This is a genomic window from Endozoicomonas sp. Z74, assembly GCF_057680865.1.
Window position 1 is genome coordinate 1 of the sequence record NZ_JBLYZI010000129.1, and the last position, 13,182, is coordinate 13,182.

The 13,182-nt window shown below is 50.8% G+C and carries 15 protein-coding genes; 8 read left to right on the forward strand and 7 right to left on the reverse strand.

Annotated elements, in window-relative coordinates:
* The first annotated feature begins 314 nt into the window (after positions 1–314).
* Together ACNRUY_RS23440 and ACNRUY_RS23445 are read left to right on the forward strand one after the other, a co-directional pair.
* Positions 315–1,046, forward strand: coding sequence for an SDR family NAD(P)-dependent oxidoreductase (locus tag ACNRUY_RS23440; protein ID WP_488114090.1), 732 nt, complete (start codon positions 315–317; stop codon positions 1,044–1,046).
* Positions 1,047–1,073: 27 nt separating this feature from the next.
* Positions 1,074–1,703: a nuclear transport factor 2 family protein gene (locus ACNRUY_RS23445; RefSeq protein WP_488114091.1), complete on the forward strand. Its 630-nt coding sequence runs from the start codon at positions 1,074–1,076 to the stop codon at positions 1,701–1,703.
* A gap of 53 nt (positions 1,704–1,756) precedes the next feature.
* Here the strand turns inward: ACNRUY_RS23445 and ACNRUY_RS23450 are convergent, their stop codons facing one another.
* The 4 genes from ACNRUY_RS23450 to ACNRUY_RS23465 form a co-directional block, all read right to left on the reverse strand.
* Complete coding sequence (locus ACNRUY_RS23450; protein ID WP_488114092.1) at positions 1,757–2,824, reverse strand: alkene reductase; 1,068 nt, start codon at positions 2,822–2,824, stop codon at positions 1,757–1,759.
* Between the two features lie 8 nt (positions 2,825–2,832).
* Entirely contained in the window at positions 2,833–3,606 is a 774-nt protein-coding gene (locus ACNRUY_RS23455; RefSeq protein ID WP_488114093.1) for an SDR family NAD(P)-dependent oxidoreductase, read from the reverse strand.
* 134 nt (positions 3,607–3,740) lie between these two features.
* Complete coding sequence (locus ACNRUY_RS23460) at positions 3,741–4,355, reverse strand: TetR/AcrR family transcriptional regulator (protein WP_488114094.1); 615 nt, start codon at positions 4,353–4,355, stop codon at positions 3,741–3,743.
* A gap of 363 nt (positions 4,356–4,718) precedes the next feature.
* On the reverse strand, positions 4,719–5,597 hold the full coding sequence (locus tag ACNRUY_RS23465) for an SDR family NAD(P)-dependent oxidoreductase (protein WP_488114095.1): 879 nt from the start codon (positions 5,595–5,597) through the stop codon (positions 4,719–4,721).
* Between the two features lie 353 nt (positions 5,598–5,950).
* Between ACNRUY_RS23465 and ACNRUY_RS23470 the strand changes: the two genes are divergently transcribed.
* The 5 genes from ACNRUY_RS23470 to ACNRUY_RS23490 all read left to right on the forward strand — a co-directional run bounded on the left by ACNRUY_RS23470 (position 5,951) and on the right by ACNRUY_RS23490 (position 10,290).
* Complete coding sequence (locus ACNRUY_RS23470; protein WP_488114096.1) at positions 5,951–6,973, forward strand: Rieske 2Fe-2S domain-containing protein; 1,023 nt, start codon at positions 5,951–5,953, stop codon at positions 6,971–6,973.
* A gap of 96 nt (positions 6,974–7,069) precedes the next feature.
* The gene (locus ACNRUY_RS23475) at positions 7,070–7,864 is read left to right on the forward strand and encodes an acetoacetate decarboxylase family protein (RefSeq protein ID WP_488114097.1); all 795 of its coding nucleotides are present in this window, start codon (positions 7,070–7,072) and stop codon (positions 7,862–7,864) included.
* Positions 7,865–8,083: 219 nt separating this feature from the next.
* The gene (locus ACNRUY_RS23480) at positions 8,084–9,160 is read left to right on the forward strand and encodes an AraC family transcriptional regulator (protein WP_488114098.1); all 1,077 of its coding nucleotides are present in this window, start codon (positions 8,084–8,086) and stop codon (positions 9,158–9,160) included.
* A gap of 309 nt (positions 9,161–9,469) precedes the next feature.
* Positions 9,470–10,009 (forward strand): hypothetical protein, encoded by a 540-nt coding sequence (locus ACNRUY_RS23485; RefSeq protein WP_488114099.1) that lies wholly within the window; start codon positions 9,470–9,472, stop codon positions 10,007–10,009.
* 47 nt (positions 10,010–10,056) lie between these two features.
* Entirely contained in the window at positions 10,057–10,290 is a 234-nt protein-coding gene (locus ACNRUY_RS23490; protein WP_488114100.1) for a DUF6482 family protein, read from the forward strand.
* 28 nt (positions 10,291–10,318) lie between these two features.
* On the opposite strand, the gene ACNRUY_RS23495 is transcribed toward ACNRUY_RS23490, so the two are convergent.
* From ACNRUY_RS23495 to ACNRUY_RS23505, 3 genes are all read right to left on the reverse strand, one after another.
* Entirely contained in the window at positions 10,319–10,663 is a 345-nt protein-coding gene (locus ACNRUY_RS23495) for a 5-carboxymethyl-2-hydroxymuconate Delta-isomerase (RefSeq protein WP_488114101.1), read from the reverse strand.
* 57 nt (positions 10,664–10,720) lie between these two features.
* Positions 10,721–11,347 carry a class I SAM-dependent methyltransferase gene (locus ACNRUY_RS23500; protein ID WP_488114102.1) on the reverse strand — a complete coding sequence of 209 codons (627 nt, stop codon included), beginning with the start codon at positions 11,345–11,347 and terminating at the stop codon, positions 10,721–10,723.
* Between the two features lie 169 nt (positions 11,348–11,516).
* Positions 11,517–11,753, reverse strand: coding sequence for a DUF5062 family protein (locus ACNRUY_RS23505; protein ID WP_488114103.1), 237 nt, complete (start codon positions 11,751–11,753; stop codon positions 11,517–11,519).
* Positions 11,754–12,105: 352 nt separating this feature from the next.
* On the opposite strand from ACNRUY_RS23505, the gene ACNRUY_RS23510 reads away from it, so the two are divergent.
* On the forward strand, positions 12,106–13,095 hold the full coding sequence (locus tag ACNRUY_RS23510) for a hypothetical protein (protein ID WP_488114104.1): 990 nt from the start codon (positions 12,106–12,108) through the stop codon (positions 13,093–13,095).
* Positions 13,096–13,182 lie beyond the last annotated feature (87 nt).

Below are 13,182 nucleotides of genomic sequence, written 5' to 3' on the forward strand. Positions count from 1 at the left end.
CATTTTTGCCAGAAAGCGCTCTTTGCGGGTGGTTCTGCGTTTATGGACAAACTCACTGTCTGCGAAACTAAGCTGGCTCATGGACAGAAACTCAAGCTGGAAGCGATGGGAGTATTATCTCATGGCTAGGGACTTAATCGCACCTTCCCTAACACGCTGACCACCCCCTGTTATCGTCCAAACGAACGATCCTCATGCCGGATAAAATCGTCTTTTCAGACCAGTTGACCAACCACTAAACAGAGTACTGTCAATGGGTCTCACCCCGATGCGGGTGCTTCAGAGAAGCCAACCAACCAATATCAGAGAAAACAATGAAACATAATAATAAAGTGGTTCTGGTAACCGGGGCTGCCCAGGGCATGGGGCTGGCCCTTGTCAAAAAATTTGCTGAAGAAGGGGCGAAGGTCGCCGCCGTCGATATCAACCTGGAGGCCATGGAAACGGCACTGAAACCCATTGATGGCACGGTTGCCGCCCTGGCCTGTGATATTGCCAGTCCGGAATCCGTGCGACAGGTGGTCAACGATATCGAAGAACGTTTCGGCCGCCTGGATGTCATCGTCAACAATGCCGGCATCGGCTCAGTGGATGCCTTCCTGGATACCCCGGACGAAAACTGGCTGAAAGTCATCGGAGTCAATCTGACCGGCACTTTCCTGTGCTGCCGGGAAGGGGGGCGGTTAATGCACAAACAGGGGGGTGGCGTCATTATTAATGTCTCCAGTACCGCCGCCGTGACCGGTGAAGGCCCTAGCCACTACTGTGCCGCCAAAGCGGGCGTTATGGGGCTGACCCGAAGCATGGCCCGGGAGCTGGCTCCCTCTGGCATTCGCGTTAACACCATTGTTCCCGGCCCTACCAATACCCCCATGATGGCAGATATTCCGGAAGACTGGATGAACCAGATGATTGCCGCCATTCCCCTGGGCAGAATGGGGGAGCCCAATGAAATTGCCAATGTGGCCTCTTTTCTGGCGTCCGATGAGTCGTCGTTTATGACCGGCCAGAACATCACCGTCAATGGCGGCATGGCTTTTCTGTGAAGCTTTCGATCTAATAAGGATGCGTAAATGTCTGATGTTACTTTACTGAAACGGATCGACCGGCTTGAATCCATAGAAGAAATTCGACAGCTGGCGGGCAAATATTCGCTGTCCCTGGACATGAGGGACGTGGATGCCCACGTGGGCTTATTTGCCCCGGATATTCGGGTAAGCCGGGAAAAAACCGGACGGGACCATTTAAAAGCCTGGGTAGATACCACCCTGCGGGAGCAGTTTACCGGCACCTCCCATCACCTTGGCCAGCACATCATTGAATTGGTCGACCCTGACCACGCCATCGGTGTGGTTTACTCCAAGAATGAGCATGAAACCGGGGCAGAGTGGGTCATTATGCAGATGCTCTACTGGGATGATTATGAACGGATCGATGGCCGCTGGTATTTCCGCCGTCGTCTGCCCTGCTACTGGTATGCCGCCGACCTGAACAAGCCACCCATTGGCGATCGAAAAATGCGCTGGCCCGGAAGGGAACCTTACGAGGGAACCTTCCATGACCTGTTCCCCTCCTGGAAAACGTTCTGGCTAAACCGCCCTGATCCCGACGCTTTACCGGAAGTGGCTGAACCCGCTCCCTTTGAGCAGTTCCTGTTGAACATGCGCGGGGACACACCGGCTCCAAAAATCCGGGTGCGTTAATTGAGACTGACGGCTTCCGGAACCTCGAAAGCCGTCCAGCTATGCTAGGGCTGCTAGACCGCCCTGGAGTAGTCGTTATAGCCTTTTTCCCCTGGCGTATAGAGTGTTCTGCGGTCAAAGGCAGAAAGGGGAATACGATGCCTGATCCGGTCGACCAGATCGGGGTTGGCGATAAAATGGCGGGCAAACGACACTGCCTCTCCCACCCCATCCGCAAGCGCCCGCTCCGCCTGGTCAGCATCAAAGTCATCGTTAAGAATCACCCCTCCGGAGAAGGACTCCCTGGCCAGCTGAAACGCATCAATATCCAGGCAGGGTGAGCGCATGATGTGCAGATAGGCCAGTTTTAACGGAGCCACCTGTCGGAGTAGCTCCCTGTGACTTTCAGCGGGTTGGTCATCCTGAATATCATTAAAGGTATTCCCCGGGTTCATCCGCAACCCAACCCTGCCGTTGCCAATAGCCCCAGCCATGGCTTCAAGACACTCAAAGGCAAACCGGGCCCGCCCTACGGCATTCCCGCCATACTGATCCGTGCGCTGATTGGTTTCTGAACAAAGAAACTGCATAGGCAGATAACCGCTGGTACAGTGCAACTCAACTCCGTCAAACCCCGCTTCAAGAGCGTTAATAGCAGCCTGCCGAAACTCTTCAACAACGGCCTGTACTTCTATGGTTGTCAGCTCACGGGGAAAATCAAAGGGCTGCATACCATCACTGTCGGTATAAATCTCGCCCCGGGCCTGAATGGGCGACGGCGCAACGGTATCCGCACCGGCCGGTTTGATTTTACTACTGCCAATTCGTCCGGAATGCATCAGCTGCAGAACAATTTTGCCCCCATTGCCATGGACGGCACGGGTCACCTTCTGCCAGGCCTCAATCTGCTCCCGGGTAGCAATGCCGGGTTGTCGGCAGTACGCCTGACCGGCCACACTGGGCCAGGTACCTTCCGCTACAATCAATCCGGCCCCGGCACGATCGGCATAGTGCCGGACCATCAGGTCCGTTGGCACGCCATCCCGGGAAGCCCGGTTGCGGGTCATGGGGGCCATGATAATGCGGTTGCTTAATTCCAGCTCCCCCAGTACCAGAGGAGTGAATAATTGATGGTGTGTCATTGCCTGCCTCACTCCATTGCCGTAATCAGCACCGCTGAACGACCGCCGTCCACCGGAAGTTCTGCGCCGGTGATATAGGAAGCATCCTCACTGGCAAGAAAGGCAATGGCGCTGGCCAGCTCTTCCGGTTGCCCCACTCGCCCCATGGGGATGAGTTTTTCGGTACTGGCCCGGCTGTCCGCATCCGCCAACATGCCAGCGGTTGAAGGTGTCTCCACCACAGCTGGCACCACCACATTCACCCGGACTCCATCCTTCGCACCTTCTGCCGCAGCGGCCCTGGAAAAATTGATCACCGCGGCCTTGGCCGCTGAATACCCGGACATCCAGGGCGTTCCCAGGGTGCCGCAGATGGATGACACATTCACCACAGAGCCTCCCCCGGTCTTCTTCATCAACCGCAGAGCCGTCCGGGTGCCCCAGAACGTCCCGTCCACAGAAGTGTTGAAATTTCCATGCCACTGCTCAGTGCTCATACCCTCAATGGCGCCCCAGGTAAATGCCATGGCATTATTCACCAGAACATCCAGGCGACCATGGGTATCAGCCGCCTTTTCAAGTGCCCCGACAAACTGTTGCTCATTACTGACATCTGCCACTACAGCGCTGGCTTGCCCACCGGCTTTTTGAATACGCTCAGTCACCGCCAGCAAAGGATCAAGACGACGCCCACAGACAATCACATAGGCTCCTTCCCGGGCAAAACGCTCCGCAGTGGCGGCACCGATACCACTGCCGCCACCGGTAATAAAAGCAACTTTATTCTCAAGACAACCGGACATCGTTCTCTCCTTTTTTTATACTTATTGAACGTTTTTATGGATAAAAAAACCGAGCAACCAGCTCTGTCTTATGAATTTTGCTCAAGGGGTATACCGCGAGAAAAGTACCTGGCTTGTCCTCTAATTGAGAAAGATCAACTGGAAGAAGGTATCAAAAAGCTGTCGGTCAAATACTCTTTCAAAGCATCCAGCCGCTGTTCGATATCATAAGCATCATCATTCAGCCAGTTTAAAGTCAGGCCATTGACCATAGCCACGGTGATTTCGGCACAGAACATTGGATCAAGAAACGGTTTCAACCGATGGGCATTATGCTCAAACAACCGGACATACCCTTTGTGGGTGAAATCAAGCTGATAAGCGCTCTGGCTTCGATGGTTGGGGAATTGACTGACCATATAATCAATCAATTCTTTTTCAAGCCGGTCCGCACGGGTGTAGCTTTTCTTCAGAATCGCGAACAATATATCCAGCTGCTCTTCCAGGTCTCTTCCCTCAGTCATGGCATGATCAATCATGCTCTGAATCAGCGACTGGATGGTGGAATTGCAGATCTCGTTCATCAGCTCATGCCGTGAACTGTAGTAATTATAAAATGTCTTCTTGGCAATATCGGCTCTTTCACAGATGCCTTCCACCGTCACACCATCAACCCCCTGTCGCCGGATCAGAGCAATGGTCTGTTCTGCAATTTTTTCCCTTACCGCCTGCTTCTTGCGCTCCCGGCGCCCCATTGTCTGGACTGTCAACGCCTTTTATCCTCCTGAATGAGAGCAGCACTTTTATAAAAAACCTTTTAGAAAAAGCCTGTTTATAAAAGACATGCACTGGCATTCAGGCTGCCATTTCCCGTCAGCAGCCTGATGTGTTTTCCAAACAGCCGAATCACCTCATAGTGAAACGGCTGAATTATTCATCTCATCCTAGCAGCCTGTCGGACTTATGCTTTCGAGCATAAAGTTCAGTAGAACGAGTCAAATCTTTCGATGGATTCGTGCGAATACCCATAGGGCACAAGTAGCCGGTCTATTTAATCGAATTCATCGTAAGATTTGGCCGTTCTTTCTGGATTTTAGGCCGAAATTGTCGTAAGTCCGGCAGGCTGCCAGGGGTCAGATAACATTTGGAGGCGTCGGGTTCACTCCATTGAGCAGATTGTCTGTTCTCTCCTGAATGGCAGTGCGAATCTTGTCCGTCATGGGCGCAATCCAGAACTTGTTTTCCCGGATCCCCTGCAGTGCGGTTTCGGCCACTTCCTCCGGCTCCGTGGTCTGAAGCTCCATTTTAAACTGGGCCATAATGGCTCTCATATCTTCAACAGAATGAATGCCGGAGTCTGGCTTGTTGGGATCTTCAGGCAGGTCTTCGGGACGGTTGCGCTCAGAATTGAAAATGCCGGTATTTACTACATGGGGTCCAGGGAAAAGCGCGTTCACCTTAACCTTTGAGTTCATCTGCTGAAGCTGGAAATACAGGTTTTCAGTGATGGCCTGTGCCGCCGCCTTGGTGGCCGTATAAATAGGCGTGTGTGGCAGCATGAAGTAGGCACCATTTCCGGAGCCGGTTATCACAAAATTGGCCTCCTGCTTCTGGGCCAACAACTTGGGCAAAAAGGCGTTGATTGTGTTAATCAGCCCCCAGGTATTCACCCGAAACCCCCACTCCCAATCGTTCATATTGTAGCCCCACATATTGCCGGCTTCACCGGTACCCACCCCCGCGTTGGCAAATACCAGGTGCATTTCCCCGTATTTTTCCAGAGTGGCTTCAGCCAGCGCCTCAAGGCTTTCCTGCTTGGTAATGTCCGCCTGAAATCCCATGCTGTCGACACCGTTGGCCTGGAGTTCGCTGACGGTTTTATCCAGGGCTCCCGCTTCAATGTCAGAGACAACCACTTTGGCGCCTTCCTTACCCAGCAGCTGGGCAATCGCCCGACCTACCCCACTGGCACCACCGGTAATGACGGCCACCTTGTCTTTGAAGTCTTTCATTATTTTTTTTCTCCATTACTGACACAGAGGGAAGCCGGATAGTAGAAGCTCCCCCCAGCACCAAACCTGCCTGAATTTTGATCTGGGACAATTTTTCAGCGCATTTTGATACTTGATTGCAAAGTTACACTGGTGTAACTTGTTTTACAACAGTTACCGAATTACATCATAAACTTTCCTTTCCCGCCTGTGATCGCAGCTGAATGGCCACAGAAAGGGAGGCCGGTTGAATGACATAAAAAAGCCATGGCCTGGTAATCGGCTGTATACCGACCATCAACCGCGGTGGACTGTTTGGCGACAGCATTGCCAATACAAAAAACAATAAAATCAGGATTTGGGAGAATCACCCCATGAGCAAGCGCTATAACAAGCCAATTCCCTTTGGCTGGTACGCTGTGGAATACTCAAAAGATCTGAAGAAAGGTGAAGTCAAACCTCTGAAATACTTTGGCAAGGATCTGGTACTGTTCCGCACCGAGTCCGGCCAGGCGAAAGTTCTGGATGCTTACTGCCCCCACCTTGGCGCTCATCTGGGTATAGGCGGCATTGTTGAAGGGGAAAGCGTCAGCTGTCCGTTCCATGCCTGGAAATTTGATGGAACCGGGATGCTTACTGATATTCCTTACGCCAAGCGCACCCCTCCCAAAGTCAAGGACAAGCCCTGTATTCGCAGCTACCCGGTGGTTGAGCGTAATCAGATGATCTGGGCCTGGTACCACCCCAAGGAAGAAGCTCCCAAATGGGAAGTGGAGACCATTGCCGAGGTCGGAGCAGAAGGCTGGACTGAATTCCAGACCTTTGACTGGACCATCAAATCCATTATTCAGGAAACCGGTGAGAACGCAGCCGATATCGCCCACTTCGTCACAGTACATAATGTGCCGTTCATGCCGGAGAGCGAAGTGGTGATGGAAGGTCACCGTCGCAGCACCGTGTTTGATGCCAACACCCATGCCGTAGAAGAAGACGGCTCCGTTAACCACACCGGTGACAACCTCGAGGCAGCCCGGCTGGAGTCGTACAATGTAGGCCCGGGACAAACCTACCAGAAGTTCATGCGTCTGTTTGAAGTGGTACTTATGGGCACAGTGACCCCCATCGACGACCAGACCATTCACCTTCGCTTTAACTTCACCCTGCCCAAAGCCCAGTCTGAAATGAAGCAGATTTATGCGGATGGTTTTGTCAAAGAGCTGTGCCACCAGGTTCAGCAGGACATCCCCATCTGGGAAAACAAGGTGTACAAAGCCACTCCCATCCTCTGTGACGGTGATGGCCCTATTGGTCAGTACCGGAAATGGTTCAACCAGTTCTACGATGAACAGGAGCTGGAGGAATCCACCCGTAAGGAAGAGCTGCTGGCCATTGCTTGAACAATAGGCAGCCATTCTGTTCCAAATAACCAGTGACGGCTTCTCCTCAGGGAAAGCCGTCACCTGCATCAGATAATAACAACAAGAGAACCTGCTATGAGCAACAATCCTCAAGCCCCTATGATCAAGCCCGGCGACATCATGAACTGGCCTATGCTCAAGATCACCTATGAAACCGATCCTGAGTGCATTGCTCGCCTCCTCCCTCCAGGCATAGAGCCGGCTAAAACCCCCAGAGTCACCCTCATCATTTACAATTTCCCCGTGCTGAATGAACCCGAGTACGGCGTTGTAGTGAATATCGCCGCTGATGTGGACGGTGTGGAAGGCGAATACACCATGGGTATTGGCATCGACCAGGAAGCCGTTGTTTACGGAAGTAAAGAACGCTGGGGACAACCCAAGTTCTATGCAGAAACCAAATACTTCCGGATGTTTGATGACGTTAAAGCCAGCGTCGTCCATCGGGGGCACACCTTCCTGGAGTTCAGTGGCAAAGTCAAAGGCCCGGTAGAAATCACTGAGGAAATGCAGGACGTTGAAGTGAACGAGTGGTGGGTAAAATACTCCCGCGCCGTGGACATGATGCCCAACAATTATGATTTCCCTCCCCATGTAGTCAGGGTCTACAGCCGGTACGGCACCGCTTGTCTGGAAAAAGTGGAAGGCACCCTGACTCTGAACGAAAGCCCCTGGGACCCTGTCGCCCAGCTATTGCCCGTTAAGAGCACTCCCGAGGCGTACCTGTGGACCCCCACCTTCAAGGCAAGAAACATCACTCTTGACAAACCACTGGATCCAAAGGGTTTCTGGCCCTTTGCCGACACCATCGGCAGTTCCATGTGGCCCGGTGAAAACGGTGCCCCAAGCAAAAAGCTGTACAAAAAATAGCTCTTTTATGGACTAACTGAAATTCATAAAGGCTATTTCCTGTTCCGCTATGAAGCCTGAAGAAGCGCAAAATGCGCCTTTCATGGTATAAAGGCATGACCTAAAAAAAGACAGCCGCCTCATACCCTGAGGTCGGCTGACCTGTCATTGCAGTGCTGGTACTGTCAGGATCGACACCATCAGCATCTGAACGCCTATGGACTGATGAGAATAACGACAATGGCAACTGAGTGTCGGATACCGGTCAACTATGTCGTCCCGCTCCTGAAAGTGGCTGCGGAAGAAGGCTGTGACATTGAGCAGCTGGCCAGGGATGTAAAACTGGACTTCAACCCACTGGAGCAGGAGAAATCAGTACCCGAGGGCGTTACTCCAGAAACTTTTAGAAAGCTGTACCTTTCTGTATCTGAACTGTTGCAAGGTGAAATCACTAAATACCGGTCCAACTGCAAGATCCCTCAGGACTCCCTTCAAACCATGTGCTACCACCTGGTTGAATGCTCTACCCTCAGAACGGCCCTGAATAAAGCCCGCCACTTTCTGGCCGGCAGCCCCACCTTTGGCGGCACTCTTCCCGAAAACGCCCAGCTTTTCCAATTATCTGAAGATGGTCAGCGTCTTCGCCTCCTTCATGCCGGATACAGCGGTCTGCCCAGGGAAGCCATCAATTCCTCCAGACAGCTTCGAATGGTTTACAGCCTGGCTCTGTGGCACCGCTTCTGCTGCTGGTTGACGGGGCAATACATTGAGGTCCATTCGGTCAGCTTGACAGGCCCTGCCATGCTGAACCTCACAGACTTTCGCTTCCACTTTGAATGCCCGATCCTGTTTGACCAGGCAGAAAACGCCATTGAGGTCAGTGCAGAAGCGTTGGACTTGCCCATCAACCAGACAAAAGCCAGCCTGGATCAACTATTGAACGCAGGCCCCTCCGCCCTGTTCGATATCGAGACTACCCAGCACAATCACAACCTGGCCCCAAAAATGCGTTCGCTGATCAGCCGTGAACAGAGCGGCAACATTCCCAAGCTCAGCGAAGTGTCCGAGATGATCGATATTCCCATCAGAACCCTTCGCAGACACCTGGTAAAAGAGGGCTCCTCTTACCAGAAGGTAAAGGACGAATGCCGCAGGGATCAGGCCATCAAATACCTCAGCCAACCCGATATCAGTATCACCGCCGCCGCGGTCATGATGGGGTTTGAAGAACTGAGTGCGTTTCACCGCTCCTTTAAAAAATGGACAGGGATCACCCCGGGGGAGTTCCGGCGCAGAAATAATATTGACAGCCGCTGAATGCGGCTCTGACTTCCCCCTGCGGATTGTGCATCTCTTCTGAGACCACCATAACAGGCTAACTCCCTGTTTTTAATCAGCACTCCACTCTGGACTCAGTCAAATAATAATAGTAACCATTATTTCAAATCCAATTGGGCTATTCCTGCGTACAAACCCATCAAAGATAATTAAACACCCCAAAAACAACCCACTTTCTAATACTAAAGGATAACGCTGCCTTAATCAGCGGATGAAATAAAGGTGCTTAACTAAAATCAAACCTTTCTCTGCTTCCTGTTTTTATTCATTGTTTGAAGGAGCGAACTAATGAAAAAACAACTGTATCTACTACCAGGCTTAAAAACCGCCCGCGAGCTGACAGAGATGCTTGAAAGTTCCGGTATTGATCATGAAAGAATACACATTGCTCATCGGGACCATACGCGTACTCAGGAATACCACCTTCAGGACCTCAGCTTTCTGGAAGAATCTGACACCATTCACAGCGGTGAAAGAGGCTTTATAGTGGGCGTTTTACTGGCCACACTGGCAGGTTTTTCTACGTTTTCTCTTCTGGAAGGATTTCCTGTCAGCCCTGCAGTAACACTGTTCGTCGTACTGATAACCCTTGGCTTCTCCACCTGGCTAGGAGGGCTTATCGGAGCCTCCAGTGACAATTACCGGCTGCAACCCTTTCACGACCATATTGAACAGGGTGGAGCGTTATTGATCATCGATATCGCCCCCTCCGACAAAGAACAAGTCAGCAAAATCATGCATGCCTATCCTATGGCCAGCAATGCAGGTAGCCGTTCATGGCTGGACAACCCTTTTGAAGGAGAACTGATTCCCAGAAAACATTTTTAAAGTCAGGGTTTAGCGCTGAGCTAACCCTTTCTACACAGGAGAAACGAATGACCCTTAAAGAACTCAAAACCTTAAGCCGTAAAAAACGCCCTTTCATTGAACTCCTCAGCCATGAAGGTGATATTTATCTCTGTCAGGTGGAGGGGGAGCCCCTGTTGAGCAACCGAGGTGACAAGCCGCTGTTGTTTCACAGCATCTGTGAAGCCAAAAGCCGATTGGGACGGCGGCTGTCATCGAATATGCAACTGGTTTGTTCCAGCACCTACGACGAAATGATATAGCCCCAACCACCCGGTTGATCAAAAGGGTTCAGGAAACGACGCATTTCGAATAAACCGTCCTCTCCATATCCACAACGTCAACAGTCAAAGAAACAGGGCCGACCTGAAGGGTTTGGAGTTGGTGAAGAATCGTTGCAGAAAGCTGTTGTTTCTGTGCAGGGCTCCTGCCCGACAGAATTCTGGCAGTCACATGAACAAAATTCATACGACCACCTTCCACCCAATAATGATCATAGGGCCGGGCACGAACCTTGATAGCTGTGTCGTTAAACAGTCTGGATGCCAGAGCACCCGTTAAAACAAGGTCCACCAGCCGATCGGGAGCAACTTGACTTTCCAGCTCTCCAGAATATTCAATAATGCAATGGGGCAAACCAATCTCCCTTAGAACAGCCCCTGCCATTCAGAGTCTGTTGGTGCTTCGTTATCATCAAACAACCGGTCTGCTACGGGAGGCAAGATGAAAGATCGCTCTTTTATGCCGATGGAATCCATGCTGATCGGTTTCTTCAAAACAGTCCTGCTGCTGGCCTGTCACTCTGAAAAAAGAACGTATCTGCTTCTCCAGCCCCTTCAGATCCACCACCAGGTCAAACCGGCAGGGGGGATCATAAAGGGTTTCATAGAGTGCTACAAACAACGCCTGCCCCTGTGGCTTCAGAACCCGGGCAAGCTGGGGCAGTACACACTCCATATCAATACCGGGCATGACATATCCGGAATATATGGCATCAAAACAGTCGTTACTGAATGGCTCCAGGTGATCCAGGTTCCCGGTAATAAAGTCAACCTCCAACCCCTGTTTCAGTGCTTCATCCCGGGCCTTTCTGATAGCAACTGGCGAGAGGTCCAGACCGGTCACTCGAAAGCCTTTCTCTGCCAAAAAAAGGCTGTCCCGCCCACTTCCACAGCCGGCATCTAAAATCCGGCATTCCGCTGGTAAACCCATGGCGAAATCCACCAGGAAAGGATTGGCTGATTTTTCCCAATGAGCGCCCTCCCGGTATTCCTGATCCCAGTCCTCCTGACTCCTGTATTCACTGGCTGAACCTGCCATAGACACCTCCAGGAGTGATGAAAATGAAGCCACGCCTTTATCGGCTTGTGTTCCTGGCTCCCAGACTATAGAGAAAAGGTATCCGACGGATACCTGGCCTTCACTTCTGCCACTGCCAGACGGGCTGGCCTAACCACCGGGAGAGCAGTGAATAGTGTACTGCTCTCTTCTATTTCTGTCGGGAAGCCCAGATAGCCAGCTTATGTTTCATGGATTTCTGGGAGACCTGATCCTCCGGAAGAGGCTGAAGTAATTTATCATGCACCAGAAGGCGATAGATATATTCTATTTTTTCATTGGCGGAATCTGTTGCTTCAAACTCCACCACCCCCCGCTGCTCACCGTATTTCATCCCTAATTCAATGGCTTTTTTTACCAGCTCTTTTTCATTCTTCAGTTTTTTCATCGCAAGCTCACTTATCTTGATAAGACCGCCGCATCAATAATCACAATCATAACCAGAACACAGCTATCCGCATATCCACCAGCAACTGTGACAGCTCTGCAGAAAAAGGCAATTCCATAGCCTTTTAAAACCACAGGCTACACCCATATTGAGGGTTCCGCCAATCTATCCTTGCCAATCAGATACTACCTCCCAGTAAAGTCTTGAGTGACCTTACATGGCTCTCCTATTAATCCTGCACTATAACTTCCTCAAATATTGACCCACTGAACATTTTCCCTGATGAAAAAAAGCATTATTTCTATTCTTCTAATTGCAGAAGCCACCTTCTTTTCCACCGCTCAGGCAGGCCATGAAACTTATTCATCGCATCTCGCAAGACTTCCCCTCGCTCTTTTCTGTTTCCTTTTTGGCGCCTTTTTACACAACCATAAAGTCATTGCCTGTTACCTGCCCACAGCCCTCTAAAAAAGCCAGAACCGATAGCTCAGTACCCGTAAAGGTAGCAGCACAAAAACCAGGCTCTATACTCTGCAAAAACATTACTGCCAGTGAAGGGATATCAGGAGCTGGCAGCCCGGGAGATGATGAAGATGAGCAAGACCCTTATAAACGAAAATTACCGGCATCTAAGCTTTTAATGACTGATAGCGATCAGTTACAGTGTGTCTCCTGCGGTGACCCTATTAATCCCCGTAACGGGTTCAAAACATCCTGCTGCCAGAAGCCCCTATGCAAAGAATGCGCCCCCAGCCTTCAACAAGCCCCAACCTGCTTTTGCGAACGACAACTCCGACTTCTGTATCTGTGTAGACTCTGCTCCCAAGGGAATACCATTAATGATATTGGAGACCTTTATATCCATATGGGAGAACATGTTGAATCAAACCGGCATTATAGAATTATATATTTGAAAAAAGCTGAAACGGCTCAGCGGAAAACATATCAGGCAAATAAGAAACATGTAAAGTCGAAACTAGAACGATCCATGGCCATTCAGTGCCCTTTCCCTGACTGCAGACAAAACCCGTTACTACGGCGGGCCAGATTAAAACAGCATATTCAGTCATTTCATAATCAAGCAAAATGCCCTTTCCCCCCATGCCAACAAAGCGCAACCCACCGTCACCTTGCTGCTGAGCATATCTACAGTGGTGATATTCCTTGCCAGTTGTTGGTCAGTGATGGCTTTCAAATTTATTCATTAAAAGGGAGCTACACAGAAACACTGGCTAACGCTTTAAACTATGCCGTAGAAGTCTGCACAAGCTGCGAGGAGGAAGTAGGTACATACTCCGACAGGGCGCTGTTCAAATTAAGTGTTGCTCTACCCAATGTATAGAAACTTGATCTAAAAAAGCCTCCTCTGAGAAGAGTTGAGTTTTAAGAAACCTTTTCCACCCGAGGTAACGAGACAGGTATTTTGTTG